Genomic DNA, 22,730 nt, shown 5'->3' on the forward strand with positions numbered 1-22,730 from the left:
TTGCTCCTCACATCGGATCGGTGTCGTCCGGTGACGACGAGTTCGACTCTCCGGCAGTGGTCTATCCGTTTCCTATGCCGTCGCGCCGAGGCGTTTGGCCAGCACACGGCCGATCTCGCTGACCGCCGCAGGCGTGGTGAACAGCTGCTCGTGCGTGGCGTCGACGGGATGCTCGGTGATCTGGCCACCGATGTGGGCCGCCCACGATGACGCGTCCTCGCGGACCTTGCCGCCCGGCGCCGAGGCGACGAAGAGCAGATCTCCGCCGTACGGATCGGGCTGGTGCGCCCGCATGATCAGCACGTTGCCGACGAAGGTCTCGATCATCCGCAGCAGCTGATCGTCCGGAAGATCGGCGATCGACGGGTTCTCGCCGCGCAGGAAGGTCAGGTAGGCGTCGACCGGCACGTCGTCGCCCTCGTGGGTGAACCCGGTCGCGCGCATCTGGTCGGCAATCACCTGCTGCCGGGTCGGCGGCACGGCGCCCGGTGGTTGCGGGTGCGCGTCCACCACGGCCAGCAGGTCGACCTCGGCGCCCGAGCGTTCCAGCAGCACCGCGACGGCCTGCGCCACGTGGCCGCCGAAGGACCAGCCCAGCAGCCGGTACGGGCCCTCCGGCCGCACCTCGCGGATCAGCCGCACGTAGCGTTCGGCCATCTCCCGCAGGGTGTCCGGCCGGTCGTCGCCGGTGAGGCCCTCGGCCTGCAGGGCGTAGACCGGCTGCTCCGGACTGAGGTGGCTGAGCAGCCCGGCGTAACACCAGCCGGCCCCGGAAGCCGGATGCACGCAGAATAGCGGTGGCTCGCCGCCCCGGGCCCGCAGCGGCAGCAGCGGCCCGAACGCCGGCCCACCGGCGTCGCCGGAGCCGAGCCGCGCGGCCAGAGCGGCCGGGGTCGGCGCCTCGAACAGCGTCCGGACGCCGATCTCGGCGCCGAGTACCGCCCGGATCCGGGCCACCAGGCCGGCCGCGAGCATCGAATGTCCGCCGACGGCGAAGAAATCGTCGTCCACGCCGACCGCCGGCACCCTGAGCACCTCGGCGAACAGGCCGCAGAGCAGCTCCTCCTGCGGGGTTCGCGGCGCCCGGCCGACCCGGGCGGTGTGAACCGGGGCCGGCAACGCACGCCGGTCCAGTTTGCCGGTGCCGGTCAGCGGCAGCGCGGCCAGCGGCACGACGGCGGACGGGATCATGTAGTCCGGCAGCCGCCGGGCCAGCGCAGCACACAGGGCGACCGAATCCGGCTCGTCACCCACCACGTAGGCGACGATCCGCCGGTCACCAGGCACGTCCTCGCGGACCAGCACCGCGGCCCGGCTCACCCCGGCCTGCTCGGTGAGGGCCTGCTCCACCTCGCCCAGCTCCACCCGGAAGCCGCGGATCTTGACCTGATCGTCGGCCCGGCCGAGGAAGACCAGATCACCGCCACCGGTCCACATCGCCAGGTCACCGGTCCGGTACATCCGCTCCCCCGGCGTACCGGACGGGTCAGCGACGAAACGCTGGGCGGTCAGCCCCGGATGGGCGTGGTAGCCCCGGGCCAGGCCGGCACCGGCGATGTAGAGCTCGCCGGGAACACCGGGCGCGACCGGGCGCAGCCGCTCGTCGAGCAGCCGCAGGTGGGCGTTGTCGACGGCACGGCCGATCCCGGCCGTCTCCGGCCAGCCGGCCACCGCGGCGGGCAGGGTGGTGGCGGTGACCACGTGGGTCTCGGCCGGCCCGTAATGGTTGTGCAGTCGGGCGTGCGGGTGGTCGGCGAAGAACCGGCGTACGTGCGGGCGCAGTGTCAGCGCCTCCCCGGCCTGGGCGACCGCGGTCAGTGCGGGCAGCCGGATCCCCTCCTGACCGGCCGCATCGAGGACGGCGTCGATCACGAGGTTCGGCGCCAGCAGGTGCTCGATCCCGGTGGCGGCGAGCCAGGCGGCCAGCCGTGGCGGGTCGCTGCGGATGTCGGCCGGGCACGGGACCAGGGTGTAGCCGTGCAGCAGGGCGCCCAGCAACTCCTGCACCGAGACGTCGAACCCGACCGCGGAGAACTGGGCGATCCGGCGGGTGCCGGTGGCCGGCAACGCGCGCTCGTGCCAGGCGAGCAGGCTGCGCATCGCCAGCTGGGTCATCACCACGCCCTTGGGGCGGCCGGTGGAACCGGAGGTGTAGATGACGTAGGCCGGATGCAGTGGACCGGCGACCGGCCAGACGTCCGGTTCCGGCGCGCCGCCGGGCGCGGTCACGTCGACGACCGGGCCGTCCCAGTCGAAGCCGCCCGCGCAGACCAGCACGGCCGGGGCCGTGTCGGCGAGCATCAGCGCGATCCGCCCGGCCGGCAGGGCCAGATCGACCGGCAGGTACGCAGCGCCGCACTTGAGGACCGCGACCAGGGCCACGGCCAGGTCAGCGGAGCGGGGCAGGGCCACCGCCACGTACCGCTCCGGGCCGGCGCCCTCGGCCAGCAGCCGCCGGGCCAGCCGGGTCGCCCAAGCGTCCAGCTCCCGGTAGGTGACCGGGACGTCGCCATCCAGCACCGCGACCGCGTCCGGGGTGCTCGCCACCACGGCGGCGAACCGGTCGGCCAGGCCCGCGCCGTCGTCCGGGAACACCGCGCCGACGCCGAAACCGGCCGGCACGGCGCCGAGGCTCAGCTCGGCCACCGGCTGGTCCGGGCTCTGCAGGACGGTCGCGAGCAGCTCGGTGAGCCGGACGGTTAGGCGCTCGGCGGTGTCCCGGTCGAACGCGTCCACGCCGAAGAGCAGGCGACCGGAGACCCCGGCCGGTGCGCCGGCTTCGTCCCGGCGGGCGTACAGGGCGAACGAGAGGTCCATCCGGGTCATGCCGGTCTCCGGCCGCTCCTCGGCCAGCCGTACGCCACCGGCCTCGGACACCGCGCGTACGCCCAGGCTCTGGTCCTGCCAGAGCAGCTCCACCTGGAACAGCGGGTGCCGGGCCATCGACCGGGCCGGGTTGACCACCTCGACCAGTCGCTCGAACGGCAGCTCCTGGTGTTCGAAGGCGGCCAGGTCGCTCTCCCGGACCCGGCGGACCACCTCGGCGAAAGTGGGTTCACCGGACAGGTCGGTGCGCAGCACCAGGGTGTTGACGAAGAAGCCGACCAGCCGGTCCAGCGCGTCGTCGGTACGCCCGGCGACCGGCGTGCCGATCGGGACGTCGTCGCCGGCGCCGAGCCGGTGCAGCAGCACCGCGAGCGCGGCCTGCACCACCATGAACGGAGTGGCGTGCCGGGCGGCGGCGAACGCGGCCAGGCCGGCGTGCACGTCGGCGCCGAGCTCGAACCGGACGGTCTCCCCACGGTTGGTCGGCTGGGCCGGTCGGGGCCGGCGGCCGGGCAGCGCCACCTCGTCGGGCAGCCCGGCCAGGGCGTCCTGCCAATACGCGAGTTGCGCGCTGATCAGGCTGTCCGGGTCGTCCTCGGAGCCGAGCAGGGCGCGCTGCCACAGGGTGTAGTCGGCGTACTGGACCCGCAGCGGCGCCCAGTCCGGCGCCGAGCCGCTACGCCGGGCGTCGTAGGCGGCCATCAGGTCCCGGCCCAGCACCGGCAGCGACCAGCCGTCGGCCGCGATGTGGTGCAGCACCAGCAGCACCACGTGCTCGTCCCCGCCGGGCTCGAAGAGCCAGGCCCGGATCGGGATCTCGGCGGACAGGTCGAAGGCGTACCGGGCGGCCTCGGACAGGTCGTCGCCGGCGACCACGGTCAGCTCCGGCCGGGCTTCCGGCAGAACCACCTGGTACGCGCCGTCGTCGTCGGTCGCGACCACGGTGCGCAGCGCCTCGTGGCGGGCGACCACGTCGGCCAGCGCGTCCCGCAGGGCGTCCACGTCGAGCGCGCCGGTCAGCCGCAAAGCGGTCGGGATGTTGTACGTCGGGTTCGGCCCGTCCAGCTCGTGCAGGAACCACAGCCGCTGCTGGGCGTAGGAGAGCGGCACCCGGGCCGGACGCGCTCCGGCGACCAGCGGGGTGCGGCTCCGCCCGGCGCCGTCCAGCCTGGCGCCGAGCCGGGCCGGCGTCGGGTGATCGAAGAGGTCGCGGATGCCCACCTCCGCGCCGAGCACGCCGCGGATCCGGCTGACCAGCGTGGTGGCCAGCAGGGAGTGGCCGCCGCAGCCGAAGAAGTCGTCGTCCAGGTGGACCACCGGCCGGTGCAGCAGCTCGGCGAAGAGGCCGCAGAGGATCTCCTCCCGCGGGGTGCGCGGCTCGCGGCCGGCGTCGTCGAGCCGGTACTCCGGCACCGGCAGTCCACGCTTGTCGACCTTGCCGTTGGGGGTGAGCGGGATCTTCGGCAGCGGCACGAGCATCGACGGGAACATGTAGTCGGGCAGGGCCAGGGCGGCGTGCGCGCGGACCGCGGCCAGGTCGATCCCGGGCTCGGCGGCCAGGTAGGCGACGAGCCGCCGGTCCCCGGGCCGGTCCTCGCGGATCAGCACGACCGCCCGCGCCACCTCGGGGTGGCCGGCCAGCACGGTCTCGATCTCGCCGAGCTCGATCCGGAAGCCGCGCAGCTTCACCTGGTCGTCGACCCGGCCCAGGTAGTCCAAGGCGCCGTCGGCACGCCGGCGGACCAGGTCGCCGGTGCGGTACATCCGCTGTCCCGGCCCGGCGAACGGGTCGGCGACGAAGCGTTGCGTGGTCAGGCCGGGCCGGCCGTGGTAGCCGCGGGCCACGCCGGCGCCGCCGACGTAGAGTTCGCCGGGCACTCCGGCCGGGACCGGGCGCAGGCCCGCGTCGAGCACGTACGCGGTGGTGTTGGCGACCGCCGGGCCGATGTCCGGCACGGTCTCCCCGTCGACCCAGGCCATCGTCGAATAGATGGCGGCCTCGGTCGGGCCGTAGCCGTTCGACAGCGACTCCGCGGTGGCCATCACGGTGGCGGCCAGGTCGATCGCCAGGGCTTCGCCACCGACCAGCAGGCGCAGACCGGCGAACGCCTCCGGGTCCTGTTCGGCCAGGGCCCGGAACAGGCTGGGCGTGGCCTGCACCATCAGGGTGCCGGCACGAGCCCGCTCGGCTCGCATCCGGGCGCCCAGGGCGATCTGGTCGCGGACCACGTCCACCGGGGCGATCACCAGCGTCGCGCCGGTGATCATCGGCAGGAAGAACTCGAGGCTGGCGATGTCGAAGCCGATCGTGGTGACGGCCAGCAGGCGGTCGCCGTGGGTGAGGCCGAACCGGCTCCGCACGGCGACGAGGGTGTTCTGGAAACCACCGCGGGTCACCACCACGCCCTTGGGACGGCCGGTCGATCCCGAGGTGTAGATCATGTAGCCGGCCGCGGTGGCCGGGGCGGCGACCCGTACCGGCTCGGATTGTCCCTGGGCCAGGTCGATCTCGTCCAGGAACAGCCGGCCGACCGCGGTGCCGGCGTCCGGGTCGGTGCCGTGGGTGGTGAGCAGCAGCGCCGGGGCCGCGTCGGTGAGCATGTAGTCGATCCGGTCGGCCGGATACGCCGGGTCGATCGGCACGTACGCGGCGCCGGCCTTCACGATCGCCAGGAGCGCGACCGCGAGGACGGCAGTGCGGGGCAACGTGACCGCGACGAACGACTCGGTCGTCACCCCGCGCGCCACCAGCAGCGCGGCGAGCCGGTCGGACCGGGCGTCGAGCTCGGCGTAGGTCAGCGGGCCGCCGTCACCATCCACGGCGACGGCGTCCGGCACGGCCGCCGCGGTGCTCGCCGCCCAGTCCGCCAGCCCGTCCGGGGGCACCGGCAAGTGCTCCCCGGCCCGGGTGAGTGCGCGCTCTTCGGTGGGGGTGGCGAGCGCGAACCGGCTCACCGGGCGGTCCGGGGCGGCGGTGACCGCCGTGAGCACCCGGACGAACCAGTCGGCCAGGCGGGTGGCCGTGGCCGTGTCGAACAGGTCGGTGCTGTACTCCAGGTGACCGGCCAGGCCGGCCGGGGTGTGCCCGGCCGGACGGGGCTTCTCGGCCAGCGAGAATCGCAGGTCGACCATGACCGAGCCGGTGGCGACCGGCTCCGCGGCGACGGTCAGGCCGGGCAGCTCCCGTACGCCGCCCATCTTCTCCACCTGATCGACGGTGTTGAGCGCGAGCATGGTCTGGAACAGCGGATGCCGGACCATCGAGCGGGGCGGGTTGAGCACCTCGACGAGCCGCTCGAACGGCACGTCCTGGTGGGCGAAGGCGGCCAGGTCGGTCTCCCGCACCCGGCCCAGCAGCTCGGTGAAGCTCGGATCGCCGGACAGGTCGGTCCGCAGCACCAGGGTGTTGACGAAGAAGCCGACCAGCCGGTCCAGCACGTCGTCGGTACGCCCGGCGACCGGCGTGCCGATCGGGACGTCGTCGCCGGCGCCGAGCCGGTGCAGCAGCACCGCGAGCGCGGCCTGCACCACCATGAAGACGCTGACCCGGGCCTGCGCCGCGAGTTCGACGATCCGCTGGTGGGCTGCGGCCGGGATCTCCAGCGGCACCTGGCCCCCGCGGTAGCTGGCGGTCACCGGGCGGGACCGGTCGGCCGGCAGGGTCAGCTCGTCCGGCAGCCCGGCCAGCGCCTCGGTCCAGTAGGCGATCTGACGGGCCAGCGCACTGTCCGGGTCGGACTCGTCGCCGAGCTCCGCGCGCTGCCAGAGGGTGTAGTCGGCGTACTGCACCGGCAGGGGCGCCCAGTCCGGCACCCCGCCGGCGGTGCGGGCGGCGTACGCCTCAGTGAGCTCGCCCATCAGCAGCGGGATGGACCAGCCGCCGTCGGCGGCGATGTGGTGCGCGACCACCAGCAGGATGCGCTCGTTGCCACCGGGCTCGAACAGCCAGGCCCGGATCGGGATCTCGGCCGACAGGTCGAACGGCCGCCGGATCGCGGACGCCAGATCGTCCCCGTCGACCACGGTCAGCACCGGCCGGGCATCCGGCCGCACCACTTGGTACGCACCGTCACCGTCCTCGGCGAAGACGGTCCGCAGCACCTCGTGCCGAGCGACGACGTCGGCCAACGCGTCGGCCAGAACGGCCGGGTCGACGTCACCGATGAGCCGGAGCGCGGCCGGCACGTGGTACGCGGGGTTCGGCCCTTCCATCTGGTGCAGGATCCACAGCCGTTGCTGGGCGAAGGAGAGTGGCAGGCGCTCGGGCCGGGGTACCGCGGTGAGGGATCGCCTCCCACGCCCAGCCCGTTCCATCGCCGCCGAGATCCCGGCGACGGTGGGCGCCTCGAACAGGACGCTGATCGGCAGATCGATGCCGAACACCGTCCGGATGCGGCCCATCAGGCTCATGGCCATCAGGGAATGCCCGCCCGAGCCGAAGAAGTCGTCGTCCACGCCCACCGACGGGCGACGCAGCACTTCGGCGAAGAGCCCGCAGAGGATCTCCTCCTGCGGAGTACGCGCGGCCCGGGCGGGGCTCGCGTTCGCGAACACGGGGGCCGGCAGGGCCTTCCGGTCGAGCTTGCCGTTCGGGGTCCGGGGGAACTCCGGCACGGTGACGAACGCCGAGGGCACCATGTAGTCGGGCAGGAGCCCGGTCAGGTGCCCGCGCACCGCCGCCAGGTCGGTCGACGGGTCGTTGACGTAGGCGACCAGGCGGGGCTCACCACCGGCGTCGGCCCGGACCGCGACTGCGGCCCGGCGCACCCCCGGCGCGGCCGCGAGCACGGCTTCGATCTCGCCGAGCTCGATCCGGAATCCGCGGATTTTGACCTGGTCGTCGACCCGGGACAAGAACTCCAATCCTTCCGGCGTACGGCGGACCAGGTCCCCGGTGCGGTACATCCGCTCGCCGGGCCGGCCGTACGGGCAGGCGACGAACCGCCCGGCGGTGAGCCCGGCGCGGCCGTGGTAGCCGCGGGCCAGCCCGTCACCACCGAGGTACAGCTCGCCGGGGACACCGGTCGGCACCGGGCGCAGGCCGGCGTCGAGTACGAGCACGTCGGTGTTCCGGATCGCCGTTCCGATTCGCACGGCACGGCCGGCGGTGACGTCGCCGACCGTCGACCAGACGGTGGTCTCGGTCGGGCCGTACATGTTGTGTACCGCCGCGGCCGGGCCGAACGCCTCGATCAAGTCGGGTGGCAGCGGTTCGCCGCCGACTAGGACCCGGACGCCGGCCACCGCGTCGGGCTCGTCGCTCACCAGCGCCCGCCACAGCGTGGGCGTGGCCTGCATGACCGACGCGGTGCGCAGCAGGGCGGCTATGCGGGCGGTGTCCCGGACCGTCTCCCGCGGCGCGATCACCACGGTCGCGCCGGTTGTCAGGGGCAGGAACAGTTCCAGGCCGGCGATGTCGAAGCCGACGGTGGTGACGGCCAGCAGACGCTCGCCGGGGTCGAGGCCGATCCGCTCGCGCATGGCGGCCAGGAAGTTGTCGAACGCGGACCGGGGGATGACGACGCCCTTGGGGCGGCCGGTGGAACCGGAGGTGTAGATGGTGTACGCCGCCGCGGTTCCCGGCACTGGAAGCGCCGGCAGTGACGTCTCACCCGGGGCGAACGTGTCCAGCAACAGCCGTTCGGCGTCGCTCGGCAGCAGCGCCGAGGTGGCCGTGTCGGTGATGGCCAGCACCGGCGCGCAGTCCTCGATCAGGTAGGCGACCCGGTCGGCCGGGTACTCGATGTCGACCGGCAGGTAGGCGGCGCCGCAGCGGAGCACCGCCAGCAGCGCCACCAGCAGGTCGACCGAGCGGGGCAGCGCCACCGCGACGAACCGGTCGGGGCCGGCGCCGCGGCCGGCCAGTTCGGCGGCGAGCAGGCCGGCCCGCTCGTCCAGCTCGCGATAGCTGAGCCGGATCGGACCGCACTCCACCGCGACCACGTCCGGCGCGGCGGCCAGCCACCGGTCGAAGGCGGCGGCAAGGGATGCCGCGGGCTCGTCGGCGCGGTTGCCCCCGAAGTCGGCCCGCTCGTCGTCGAGCAGCACGTCGACCGCGGACACCCGGATGTCCGGCGTGGTGGCGAACGCGGTCAGCACCCGGGTGAGGCGGGTCGCGAGCCGCTCGGCGGTGCCTTCGTCGAACAGGTCGGCCGACGCGGTGAGCGAGCCGCAGAGACCGGCCCCGCCGGGTTGCTCCTCCACACTTACCGACAGGTCGAACCGGGCCGTGCCGGCCTCGGCCGGCTCCACCCGCACGGTCAGCCCGCGCAGCGCGGCGACGCTTTCCCGGGCGGCCCGCTCGTCCAGCGTGTTCCAGGTCAGCAGGGTCTGGAAAAGTGGGTTGCGGGACCGGGATCGGGCTGGGTTGAGCGCCTCGACCAGCCGCTCGAACGGCAGGTCCTGGTGATCCTGTGCGGTCATCACCAGCTCGGCGGTACGACCGACCAGCTCCTCGACGGCAGGGTCGCCGCTGAGGTCGTTGCGCAGCACCAGCGTGTTGACGAAGAGCCCGACCAGCTCGTGCAACGCCTCGTCAGGGCGACCGGCGACCGGCGTGCCGATCGGCAGGTCGTCGCCGGCTCCCAGCCGATGCAGCAGGGTAGCCAGGGCCGCCTGCACCACCGCGAAGACGGTGGTGCGCTGCCGCTTGGCCAGCGCGGTTAGGCCGGCACGCACCTCGGCCGGGACGGTGAACGGCACGGAGTGACCCCGGTGCCCGGCCACCGGCGGACGCGGCCGGTCGACCGGGAGTTGGAGCTCCTCCGGCAGCCCGGCCAGAGTGCTCGTCCAGTGGGTGAGCTGACGGGCGGCCAGACTGGCCGGGTCCGTCTCCTCGCCGAGCAGCTCACGCTGCCAGAGCGCGTAGTCGGCGTACTGCACCGGTAGTTCCGGCTGCTCCGGCGCACGTCCCTCGGCCCGGGCGGCGTACGCCGTCATCAGGTCGCGCACCAGCAGCGAGCGGGACCAGCCGTCCGCGACGATGTGGTGCACCAGCAACAGGAGGACGTGCTCGTCGCCGCCGAGGTCGAAGAGGCTGGCCCGCAGTTGCGGCACGTCCCGCAGGTCGAAGGCGTGGCGCTGGGCCTCCGCCAGCCGCGCCGGCAGCTCCGCGGGAGTCACCCGAACCGTCTCCAGGCCGGGCCGGTGATCCGCTCCGAGGATGATCTGCTGCTCCCCGTCGAAGACCGTGCGCAGGCTCTCGTGCCGCAGCACCAGGTCATGCAGTGCGGCGTGCAGGGCCGGCCCGTCGAGTCGGCCGGTGATCCGCAGTGCGGTGGCGATGTTCCAGGTGGCGGTCGGGCCCTCGAGCTCGTGGAGAAACCAGAGCCGCTGCTGGGCGTATGACAACGGGATCATCGGGTGGTCCTCCTGCGCAGGGCCGGGCGGGCCGGGGCCGCGGCCGGGGAGTCGCCGGCCGCGGCGAGGCGGCCGGCGAGGTCGGCGACGGTCGGGCATTCGAAGAGGGTGCGGACGGTCAGGTCGGCGCCGAGGACGGTCCGGATGCGGGCGATGGCCTTCATGGCCAGCACCGAGTGACCGCCGAACTCGAAGAAGTCGTCGTCGATCGAGACCCGGGGTAGTCCGAGCACGTCGGCGAAGACGCAACAGAGGTTCTCCTCGCGCGGGTCGCGCGGCGGCCGTCCGGTCGGTCCGGTGTCGTACCGGGGTGCCGGGAGCGCCCGGCGGTCCACCTTGCCGTTCGGGGTGAGCGGAACGGCGTCCATCGTCACGATCACCCGCGGCATCATGTAGTCGGGCAGTGTCTGCCCGGCGTGCCGGCGCAGCTCCGCCGAGTCCAGGGCGAAGCCGGGCTCGGCGACGACGTATCCGGCCAGCCGCCGGTCCCCGGGCTGGTCCTCGCGGACGATGACCACCGCGCGGGCCACCCCGGGGTGCTGCTGGAGCACCGTCTCGATCTCGCCGAGCTCGATCCGGAAGCCGCGCAGCTTGACCTGCGCGTCGACCCGGCCGAGGTAGTCGAGACGGCCGTCAGGCCGCCAGCGGACCAGGTCACCGGTGCGGTACATCCGCTCGCCGGGCCCGCCGAATGGATCGGCGACGAACCGTTCCGCGGTCAGCGCCGGACGGCCGTGGTAGCCGAGGGCCAGCCCGGCACCCCCGATCCAGAGCTCGCCGGGCACACCGGCCGGGGTCCGGCGCAGCCCCGGGTCGAGCACGTGCAGTGTGGTGGCGCGGACCGGTCCGCCGATGTGCGGGCTGCCGTCGACCACGGATGCGGTCGACCAGACCGTGGTCTCGGTGGGTCCGTACATGTTGAGGACCTGCGCGGCCCGCGCGGTCAGAGCGGTGGCCAGCGCCGGCGGCAGGGCCTCCCCGCCGACCAGGACGCGCAGCCCGTCGATCGCCGCCGGGTCCTCGTCGAGCAGCGCCTGCCACAGGCTCGGCGTGGCCTGCATCAGCAGGTCACCGACGGCGGAGCGGTGGGCGTGCACGAGCGCGGCCAGCCGCGCCGGGTCTCCGACGACGTCGCGTGCGGCCAGCACCACCGTCGCGCCGACGGTCAGCGGCAGGAAGATCTCCAGCACCGAGATGTCGAACCCGACCGTGGTGACCGCGACCAGGCGATCGCCGGCGCTGAGGTCGCACCGCTGCTCCATCGCGGCCAGGAAGTTGTCCATGGCGGCGCGCGGGACGACCACGCCCTTGGGCCGGCCGGTCGAGCCGGAGGTGTAGATCGTGTAGGCCGGCGCCATGCCCGGCACCGTCTCGTCCGGGATCCGGTCGGGCCCGGTGACGTCGCCGATCAGCAGCACCGGCACACCGGCGTCCACGGCGGTGTCGGTCACCAGCACCGACGGGGCGGCGTCGGTGAGCATCCAGGCCACCCGCTCGGCCGGGAAGTCCCGGTCGACCGGCAGGTACTGGGCGCCCCGGCGCAGCACCGCCAGCAGGGCGGCGACCAGGTCGGCGTCGCGCGGCAGGGCCACCGCCACGGTCGATCCGGGGGTCACGCCCCGGGCGGCCAGGGCGGCGGCGATCGCGGCGGCCCGGCGGTCCAGCTCGGCGTAGGTGACGAAGACGCCTCCGGCGTCCACGGCGACCGCGTCCGGCGTACGCGCGACCGCCGCCGCGAACCTGTCGAGCAGCTCCGGGGTCGTCCCCGCAGGCTCGCCGGTACCGGCGACGACCAGCTCGGCGACCTCGGCCGGGGTGGTGAGCGGGAATCGGCTCACCGGGGCGTCCGGGTCCGTCACGACCGCCTCGACGACGCGCCCGAGCCAGTCGGCCAGCCGTTCGGCGGTGGACCGGTCGAACAGGTCGGTGGCGTACTCCAGGGCGCCGGTCACCCCATCTGGGGAGCCGTCCGCTGCCCGCCGTTCGGCCAGGTTGAGGGTCAGGTCGACCTTGGTGGTCACCGCCGGGGTGGGCAGCGCCCGGGCGACCAGGTCACCGAGCGGCAGTTCCCGGTCGCCCAGGCTCTCGTTGTTGTTCCACATCAACAGGGTCTGGAACAGCGGGTGACGGGCGGTGGACCGGGCCGGGTTGAGCACCTCGACGAGCCGCTCGAACGGCACGTCCTGGTGGGCGAAGGCGGCCAGGTCGGCCTCCCGGACCCGGGCCAACAGCTCGGTGAAGCTCGGATCGCCGGACACGTCGGTCCGCAGCACCAGCGTGTTGATGAACAGGCCGACGAGGTCCTCGACCGCGTCGTCGGTGCGACCGGCGACCGGTGTGCCGATCGGGATGTCGTCGCCGGCGCCGAGCCGGTGCAGCAGCACCGCGAGCGCGGCCTGCACCACCATGAAGACACTGACCTGCGTACGGGCGGCCAGCGCGGCCAGCCGCCGGTGCGCCTCGGCCGGGATCTCCAGCGGCACCTGGCCACCGCGGTAGGAGGCGGTGACCGGACGGGACCGGTCGACCGGCAGGGTCAGCTCGTCCGGCAGGCCGGCCAACGCCCCGGTCCAGTGGCCGAGCTGGCGGCTCAACTCGCCGCCCTCGTCGAGGACCCGCTGCTGCCACAGGGTGTGGTCGGCGTACTGCACCGGCAGCGGCGCCCAGCCGGGCGCGCGGCCGGCGCTGCGGGCGGCGTACGCGACGGCCAGGTCACGCATCAGCACCGGCATCGACCAGCCGTCCCCGGCGATGTGGTGGAGCACAACCACCAGGGCGTACTCGTCGGCACCGAGGTCGAACAGGACCGTACGCAGGGGCGGCTCGGTGGCCAGGTCGAATCCGAGCCGGGCCTCGGCGGCCACCGCACGCTCCAGCTTGTCCGGCGAGCAGCTGATCACCCGCGGGCCGGGCCGCGACTCCGGCCGTACCACCTGGTAGGCGCCGTCGCCGTCCTCGGCGAAGATGGTGCGCAGGCTCTCGTGCCGGCCCGCCACGTCGGCGAACGCCGTGGCCAGCGCGCCGGGGTCCAGGGCGCCGCTGATCCGCAGCGCGGTGGTGAGGTTCCAGGTGGCGCTCGGTCCTTCCATCTGGTGCAGGAACCAGAGACGCTGCTGGGCGAAGGAGAGCGGCAGCCGTTCCGGGCGCTCGGCCGGGGTGACCCCGGCCCGGGCTCCGGCGGCGCCGGCCAGCGCCCGGCTGAGACCGGCCACCGTCGGCGTCTCGAACACCTGCCGGACCGACAGCTCGACGCCGAGCATCGTGCGGATCCGGCTGGTCAGCCGGGTGGCGAGCAGCGAGTGACCACCGACGGTGAAGAAGTCGTCGTCGATGCTCACCACCGGCACCCGCAGCACCTCGGCGAACAGCCCGCAGAGCAGTTCCTCGCGCGGCGAACGCGGCGCCCGGCCCTCGGTCGCCCGGGTGTAGCGCGGCGCGGGCAGCGCCCGGCGGTCGAGTTTGCCGTTGTGGGTCAGGGGCAGCCGGTCCATCGGCACCAGCGCCGACGGGAGCATGAAGTCCGGCAGCGAGGCGGCCAGGTTACGGCGCAGCGCGTCCGCGTCGAAGGTCCAACCCGGCTCCGGTACGACGTAGCCGACCAGCCGCTTGTCGCCGGGCCCCTCCTCGCGGACCACGACGGCGGCCCGCAGGACGCCGGGCGCCCGACTGAGCACGGTCTCGATCTCGCCCAGCTCGATCCGGTAGCCGCGCAGTTTGACCTGGTCGTCGGCGCGGCTGACGTACTCCAGGACGCCGTTGCGCCAGCGGGCGAGGTCGCCGGAGCGGTACATCCGGCGGCCGGGCACACCAAACGGGTCGGGCAGGAAGCGCCCGGCCGTCATGCCGGGCCGGCGCAGGTAGCCGCGGGCCAGGTTGTCGCCGGCGATGTAGAGCTCGCCGGTGACGCCGGGCGGCACCGGCAGCAGCGCGCTGTCGAGCACGTAGACCCGGGTGTTGCTGATCGGGGCGCCGATCGGCGGGCTGTCCGGCCACTCCGCCACGTCGGCGGGCAACGTCCACGCGGTGACCACGTGGGTCTCCGCCGGACCGTAGTGGTTGTGCAGCCGGTGACCGGGGTGCGCGGCGTAGAAGTCGCGGACCCCGCGGCGCAGGGTGAGCGCCTCGCCGGCCTGGACCACGCGCCGCAGGTGGCCCAGCCCGGCGTCACCGCGCTCCTCGAAAAGGCCGTCGACGACCAGATTGGGCGCGTAGAGCTCGGCGACACCGTGCCGGTCGAGCCACCGCGCCAGCGCACGCGGGTCCTGGCGGACGTCCTCCGGGCAGACCGCGAGGGTACGGCCGTGCAGCAGCGCGGAGAGGAACTCCTGCACCGAGACGTCGAAGCTGACCGCGGTGAACTGGGCGACCACCGCGCCGTCGGGGCTCGGCATCGCCTGTTCGTGCCAGGCCATCAGGTTGGTCATCGCCCGCCCCGGCATCACGATGCCCTTGGGGCGGCCGGTGGATCCGGAGCTGAAGATGACGTACGCGGGATGGTCCGGCCGGATGTCCGGCGCGGGACCAAAGCTCCGCTCCGGCAGCGTGGCCGTGTCGAGCAGGAGCCGCGGCGTGTCCGCCGGCAGCAGCGTCCCGGGGATCGCCGCAGTGCTGATCACCAGCGCCGGGCGGGCGTCGGCCAGCATCGCCTGGATCCGCTCGGCCGGATACTCCAGGTCGAACGGAACGTAGGCCGCGCCGGTCTTGAGGACGGCGACCACCGCGACCGCCAGGTCAGCGCCGCGCGGCAGGGCCACCGCGACGAACTCCTCGGGGGCGGCGCCACGGCGGGCCAGCTCGGCGGCGAGCCGGTCGGCGGCGGCGTCCAGTGCGGCGTAGGTGAGCTCCCGGCCGTCCTCGACGATCGCCACGGCTTCCGGCGTACGGGCGACCTGAGCGCTGAACTGCTCGGCCAGCGACGCGTCGGTGCGCGACGCCGTCGTCGCGTCGTTGATCCGGTCCAGGGCGGCCCGCTCGGTGTCGTCGACGATGTCGATGCGGTGCACCGGCCGGTCCGGCGCGGCGGTGACCGCGGTGAGTACCCGGACGAAACGGTCGGCGATCCGCGCGGCGGTGGCGGTGTCGAACATGTCGGTGCTGAACTCCAGCCGCCCGGCGAGCCCGGCCGCCGCCCCGCGTTCTCCGCGCCGGTCCTGGATCGCGAGCAGCAGGTCGAACGTCGCCACGTCGGTGCCCAGCTCGAGCTGGCCGACCGACAGGCCGGGCAGGCTGAGGGTGTCGGCGGCGCCGGCCTGCGACCGCGCGGTGTTCCAGGTGATCATGGTCTGGAACAGCGGGTGCCGGGCCATCGACCGACCCGGGTTCAGCTCCTCGACGAGCCGCTCGAACGGCACGTCCTGGTGGCTGTAGGCGTCCAGCGCGGTGGCCCTGGTCCGGGCGATTACCTCGGCGAACGTCGGGTCGCCGGACAGGTCCGTACGCAGGACCAGGGTGTTGACGAAGAACCCGATCAGACCTTCCAGCGCGGCGTCGGTGCGGCCCGCGGTGGGTGTGCCGAGCGGAATGTCCTCACCCGCGCCGAGCCGGGACAGCAGCACCGCCAGCGCCGCCTGCACCACCATGAACGTGCTGGTGCGGTGCTCGCGGGCCAGGTCGTCGAGGCGGGCGTGCAGAGCGGCGGGCACGGTGAACGCGACGGTCGCGCCGCGGTGGGTGGCGGTCAGCGGCCGGCCGCGGTCCACCGGCAGGGACAGTTCCTCGGGCAGCCCCGCCAGCTTGGTTCGCCAGTAGTCGAGCTGCCGAGCCATCTCGCTGCCGGTGTCCTCGGCCTCCCCGAGCACGTCACGCTGCCACAGGGTGTAGTCGGCGTACTGGACCGGCAGGGCGGCCCAGGCGGGCGGGGCGCCGGCCGTACGGGCGGTGTAGGCGACCGTCAGGTCCTTGATCAACAACGGCATCGACCACCCGCCGTCACCGGCGATGTGGTGCATGACCAGCAGCAGCACGTGCTCGTCGGCGGCGACGCGGAACAGGTGGGCCCGCAGCGGGATCTCGGCGCCCAGGTCGAAGCCGACCCGGGCCGCGCGGGTCAGTGCCGCGTCCAGGTCGTCCGGGGCCACGGTCCGCGACGACAGGCGGAACTCGGCCGGGGGCAGGATCCGCTGGTGGACGCCCTCGGTGTCCTCCTCGAAGAGGGTGCGCAGCGTCTCGTGCCGGGCCACCACGTCGCCGAGGGCCGCGGCCAGCACGGCGTCGTCGAGGTCGCCGGTGAGCCTCAGCGCGGCCGGCACGTTGTAGGTGGCGCTCGGTCCCTCCAATTGATTGAGGAACCAGAGCCGCTGCTGGGCGTAGGAGACCGGCAGCCGCCGCGGCCGGTCGCCGGCGATCAGCGGGGGCCGGGCGGTGCCGTTCGTGGTGAGCAGCGCGGCCAGCCCGGCCACGGTCGGCGTCTCGAACAGCGCGCTGATCGGGATGTCCTGGTCGAAGACCGCCCGGACCCGGCTGAGCAGGCGCATCGCGGCCAGCGAGTGGCCGCCGGAGGCGAAGAAGTCCTCGTCGATGAAGACCTGCGGGCGGTTCAGGATCTCGGCGAACAGCCCGCAGAGGATGTCCTCCTGCGGCGAGCGCGGCATCCGGCCGGCCGCGTCGGTCACGACCTCGGCCGGCTCCGGCAGCGCAGCCCGGTCGATCTTGCCGTTGGCGGTCAGCGGCAGCTCGTCGAGCAGGACGAACACCGACGGCACCATGTAGTCCGGCACCGCGGTGGCCAGATGTTTGCGCAGGACGCCGACATCCACCGCGCCACGGGTCACGGCGTAACCGATCAGGCGGCTCTCGCCGCGCGAGTCGGGCCGCACCGCGGCGACCGCGGCGGTCACGTCCGGGTGCCCGGCCAGGACGGCTTCGATCTCGCCCAGCTCGATCCGGAAGCCGCGCAGCTTCACCTGGCTGTCCACGCGGGTGAAGAACTCCAGCTCGCCGGCGGCGGTCCAGCGGACCAGGTCGCCGGTGCGGTACATCCGCTCGCCCGGCTCGCCGTACGGATCGGCGACGAACCGCTGCGCGGTCAGCCCGGCCCGCCGCAGGTAGCCGCGGGCCACGCCGAAGCCGGCGATGTACAGTTCGCCGGCCACGCCCACCGGCACCGGTCGCAGCGCGTCGTCCAGCACGTAGACGCGGGTGTTGGCGATCGGGGCGCCGATGGTCGGCGGCGCGCCGGTGACCGCCGCGGCGGTCGACCACACGGTGGTCTCGGTCGGGCCGTACACGTTGGTGACCGAGGCGGCGTGCCCGGCCAGGGTGGCCGCCAGGGCCGGCGGCAGCGCCTCGCCACCGACCAGGACGTCCACGCCGCCGAGGACCTCCGGCTGCTCGGCGGTAAGCACCTGCCACAGCGTCGGGGTGGCCTGCATGGCGGTGATCCGGTCACCGGCCAGCAGGTCGCGCAGGGCGGCCGGGTCGCGCACCGTGTCCCGTTCCGCGACCACCACTGTCGCGCCGGCGAACAGCGGCAGGTAAAGCTCCAGGCCGGCGATGTCGAAGCCGACCGTGGTCACCGCCAGCAGCCGGTCGCCCTCGGTCAGGCCGAGCCGGTCGCGCATGGCGAGCAGGAAGTTGTCCAGCGCGCCCCGGGAGACGACCACGCCCTTGGGCACCCCGGTGGAGCCGGAGGTGTAGATGACGTAGGCGGCCGTGCTGTCCGGGACCATCCGGCGGCTGAACTCCCGGGCCGGCTCGGCGACGTCCAGCAGGACCGGCGCCGCCGGGGTCGCCGGCAGGCCGAGCAGCAGGGCAGTGGACGTTAGCAGGGCGACCGGCGCGGCGTCGGCGAGCATCAACCGGATCCGCTCGGCCGGGTACTCGGTGTCGATCGGCAGGTACGCGGCCCCGGTGCGCTGCACCGCGAGCAGCGCCACGACCAGGTCGGCGGAGCGCGGCAGGGCCACCGCGACGAACGTCTCCGGCGCCGCGCCACGGGCGGCGAGACGGCCGGCGAGGGCGTCGGCGCGGGCGTCCAGCTCGGCGTAGGTCAGCCGCACACCGGCGCACTCGACGGCGATCGCGTCCGGCTGGTCGGCGGCGAACCGGTCGATGCGGTCGAGCAGGGAGCCGCCGGTCAGCTCGGCGCCGGTGTCGTTCCAGTCGTCGAGCAGCAGCCGGCGCTCGACGGCGGTCAGCACGTCGGCGGCGCCGGCCCGCAACGCCGGGTCGGCGGCGAACTGCGCGAGCAGGGCGGCGAACCGGTCGGCGAGCTGTTCCACGGTGGCCCGGTCGAACAGGTCGGCGGAGAACTCGATGATGCCGGTCAGCCCGTCGGCGCCGGGCTGCTCGGCCAGGTTGACTGCGAGGTCGAACTTGGCCACGCCGCCGTCCACGCCGTGGCTGCGGATGCGCAGGTCGCCGAGGGAGGCGAGCGCCTCGGTCCTACCGCCCTGATCGTTGTTGTTGAACGAGAGCAGCACCTGGAACAGCGGCGACCGGGAACGGGACCGGACCGGGTTGAGCACCTCGACGAGCCGCTCGAACGGCACGTCCTGGTGGGCGAAGGCGGCCAGGTCGGTCTCCCGGACCCGGGCCAGCAGCTCGGTGAAGGTCGGGTCGCCGGACACGTCGGTCCGCAGCACCAGCGTGTTGACGAAGAGGCCGACGAGCTCCTCAAGGGAGTCGTCCGGTCGGCCGGCGACCGGGACGCCGATCGGGATGTCGTGGCCGGAACCGAGGCGGGACAACAGCACGGCCAGGGCCGCCTGTATCGCCATGAAGACGGTCACCTGCTGGTCGCGGGCCAGCTCACGCAGCGCGCGGTGCACCCCGGCCGGGACATGCAGGGGCACCGTGCCACCCCGGTAGGAGGCGACCGCGGGCCGGGGACGGTCGACCGGCAGCGGCAACTCCTCCGGCAGCCCGGTCAGGTGACTCGTCCAGTAACCGAGCTGGCGGACCACCGGCGAGTCCGGGTCGTCCTCGGAGCCGAGCAGCTCACGCTGCCAGAGGGCGAAGTCGGCGTACTGGACCGGCAGCGGCGTCCAGGTGGGAGGGGTTCCACCGGCCCGGGCGGTGTAGGCACGGGTCAGGTCACGGGAGAGCAGCGGCGTGGACCAGCCGTCCCCGGCGATGTGGTGCAGCAGTACGAACAGCACGTGCCGGTCGGCGTCCAGGCGGAACAGCCACAGCTTCAGCGGGTTCTCCCGCGACAGGTCGAAGGCGTACCGGGAGCACTCGGCGAGCCGCTGCGGCAGGGCCGCCTCGGAGTAGTCGACGACCGGCAGGTCGAACTCCGGCTCGTCCACGATGATCTGGTACGCGCCCTCGGCGTCCTCGGCGAAGACGGTCCGCAGGCTCTCGTGCCGTGCCAGCACGTCCCCGTAGGCGGCACGCAGCGCGGCGACGTCGATCGGGCCGGTCAGCTCCAGCGCCGAGCCGAGGTTGTAGACCGGGCTGGGACCCTCCAGGCGGTGCAGGAACCACAGGCGCTGCTGGGCGAAGGAGAGCGGGAGCCGCTCCGGGCGCGGGCCCGCGGTCAGCGGCAGGCGGGCGGTGCCGGCCGAGCGCAGGGACCGGGCCAGCTTGGCCACCGTCGGATTCTGGAAGAGCTGCCGTACGGACAGCTCCGCGCCCAGGGCGGCCCGGACCCGGCTGACCAGGCGGATGGCGAGCAGGGAGTGCCCGCCGACGGCGAAGAAGTCCTCGTCGACGCCGACCGACGGCCGGCCCAGGACCGCCGCGAACAGGTCGCACAGCAGCTCCTCGCGGGGGTCGCGAGGGCCGCGGGCAGCCGCGGCGCCGTCCGCCCAGTCCGGCGCCGGCAGGGCCGCGCGGTCTACCTTGCCGTGCGCGTTGAGCGGCAGGTCGGCCAGCGGCACGATCGCGGCCGGCACCATGTACTCGGGCAGGGCGGCGGCGAGGTGCTCGCGCAGCGCGGGGATCGCCGGGTCGGTGCCGACGACGTAGAGGACCAGGCGCCGGTCGCCGGACTCCTCGCGGACCACGGCGACGGCGCGGGTCACCGCCGGGTGGGCGGCCGCAGTGGCGGCGATCTCGCCGAGCTCGATCCGAAAACCACGGATCTTGACCTGGTCGTCGGCGCGGCCGACGTACTCCAGCGCGCCGCCGACCCGGCGGCGGACCACATCGCCGGTACGGTACATCCGGGCGCCGGGCGGGCCGAACGGATCGGCCGGGAACCGTTCCGCGGTCAGGCCGGGGCGGCCGAGGTAACCACGGGCCAGCACGACGCCGGCCACGTAGAGCTCCCCGGTGACCCCGTCGGCGACCGGGCGCAGGGCCGAGTCCAGCACGTACGCCCGGGTGTTCCAGAACGGGGTGCCGATCGGCACCGGGCCGTCCGGGAGCGGCTCACCGGCCGGGATGCGGTGCTCCAGGCAGTTCACGGTCGCCTCGGTCGGGCCGTACGCGTTGATGATCTGAACCTCGGGGTGAGCGGCCCGCCAGGCGCGCAGGGCCTCACCGCGCAGCGCCTCACCGCCGAGGATGAGCGTGCCGCTCGGGCTGACCGTCTCCGACATGGTGTCGAGCAGCGGCAGGTGGCTCGGGGTGCCCTTGAGGAAGGTCGGCCGGGGCCCGTCGACCGCGTCCGGCAGCTCGGCGACGTGCACCTGACCACCGGAGACCAGCGGGGACCACAGCCCGGTGACGGTCAGGTCGAAGGCGACCGAGGAGTGCGCCAGCGCGATGCCGGCCGCGTCCGGGTAGACCACCCGGGCCCGGCTCAGGTAGGCGCCGACCGAGCGGTGCTCGACCACGACGCCCTTCGGGCGGCCGGTGGAACCGGAGGTGAAGATGACGTAGACCGGGTCGTGCGGTCGGACCCGCACGGTGAACGGCTCGGACTCATGCTCCCCCAAGGTGACAGTCCGCAGGCCCTCCGGCAGGGCGGTCCCGGCCGTGGTGACCGCGAGAACCGGGTCGGCGTCGCCCAGGATCACCGCGATCCGGTCGGCCGGATAGTCCGGGTCGATCGGCGCATAGGCCCCGCCGGCCTTGGTCACCGCGAGCAGCGCCACCACCAGCTCGACCGAGCGGGGCAGCAGCACCGCGACCAGCCGGCCCGGGCCCACCCCGCGGGAGGCCAGTTCCCGGGCGAGGTGGCTGGCCCGGGCGTCCAGCTGACGGTAGGTCAGGGTCCGGCCGCCGGCTAGCACGGCCGGCGCGTCCGGGGTCCGGCGGACCTGCTCGTCGAAGAGCTGCGGCAGGCTGGCCGGAGCGACCTCGCGGGCGGTGTCGTTCGCTAGGGCGAACTCCCGCTCGGCCGGCGTGAGCAGGCTGATCCGGCCGATCGGCCGGTCCGGGTGCTCGACGAGCGCGTCGAGCACCCACCGGAACCGGTCGACGATCGCCGCGACGGCCGCGTCGTCGAACAGGTCCGGCTGGTGGAACAGCTTGAACCGCAGACAGTCCTGCGGCATGCCGACCAGGCTGAGTGGGAAGTGGTTGGCCGAGTGGCTGCGGGCACCGACGACGCGCAGCTCGTCGTTGTCCGGCGCGGGGGCCGGGGCGTCGTCGAACGGGAAGTTCTCGAACACCACCGAGGTGTCGAAGAGCGCGCCCAGCCCGGCCCGCCGCTGGATCTCGCCCAGGCCGATGTGCTGGTTCGCGACCAGGCGCAGCTGCTGGTCCTGCACCCGGGCGAGCAGGTCGCCGACGGTCTGGCCGGGATCGAGGCGTACCCGCAGCGGAAGGGTGTTGATGAACAGGCCGACCATCGACTCGACGCCGGGCAGCTCAGCCGGACGGCCGTTGACGGTGACCCCGAAAACGACGTCGTCGCGGCCGGTGAGCCCGGCCAGCACCAGCGACCAGGCCGCCTGGACGACCGTGTTGACGGTGACGCCGGAGGACCGGGCCAGCGCGGTGACCGCCCGGGTGCGCTCGGCAGTCAGCCCGAACTCGGTGCGGCCGGGATCCTGCGGGGCGCGGTCAGCCGGCACCGTGATCACCCGGGTGGGCGCGTCCAGCCCGGCGAGCGTCTCGTCCCAGGCGGCGCGGGCCGCGTCCTGGTCCTGGGCGGAGAGCCAGGCCAGGTAGTCCCGGTACGGCGCGACCGGGGGCAGCATGCTCGCGTCGCCGCCGGCGAGGTAGAGGGCGTGGAACTCCTTGAGCAGCGTCGGGAACGACCAGCCGTCCAGAACCGTGTGGTGAATGGTCAGCACCAGGCGGTGGTCCCGCTCGCCGAGCCGGATCAGCAGGAACCGGATCAGCGGCGGCCGACTGATGTCGAACCGGGTGGCCCGGTCCGCGAGAACGGCCTGCCGGGCCTGCTCCTCGGCGTCCGCGCCCGACCCGGCCAGGTCCAGGACGGTGAACGGCACCGTCACCCGCGCCGCGATGAGCTGCGCCCAGTCCCCGTTGCCCCGATGCCGGAACGCCGCCCGCAGATTGGCGTGCCGCCGCACCAGCGCGTCCGCGGCCGCCCGGGCCCGCTCCTCATCGAGCGTCCCGGCCAGGTGGAAGGTGGACTGCACGGTGTAGATGTCCGGCGTCGTCTCGTCGAAGACGCTGTGGAAGAGCAGGCCACCCTGCAGGGGTGACAGCGGCAGGATGTCTTCGATGGTCCCCCGACGAGTCAC

Annotated in this window: 2 protein-coding genes; both read right to left on the reverse strand. The window is 73.9% G+C overall.

The window, feature by feature from the left end:
• Positions 1-72: 72 nt before the first annotated feature.
• Positions 73-10,185 (reverse strand): non-ribosomal peptide synthetase, encoded by a 10,113-nt coding sequence (locus J7462_RS09380; RefSeq protein ID WP_219463558.1) that lies wholly within the window; start codon positions 10,183-10,185, stop codon positions 73-75.
• Entirely contained in the window at positions 10,182-22,730 is a 12,549-nt protein-coding gene (locus J7462_RS09385; protein ID WP_219463559.1) for a non-ribosomal peptide synthetase, read from the reverse strand. The genes J7462_RS09380 and J7462_RS09385 overlap by 4 nt, the downstream gene beginning before the upstream one ends.

The organism is Micromonospora sp. RL09-050-HVF-A (assembly GCF_019374995.1).
GTDB lineage: Bacteria > Actinomycetota > Actinomycetes > Mycobacteriales > Micromonosporaceae > Micromonospora > Micromonospora antibiotica.

Coding starts and splice junctions, on each gene's coding strand:
- J7462_RS09380 (WP_219463558.1), bottom strand. CDS start 10,185: ATGATCCCGTTGTCATACGCCCAGCAGCGGCTCTGGTTTCTCCACGAG.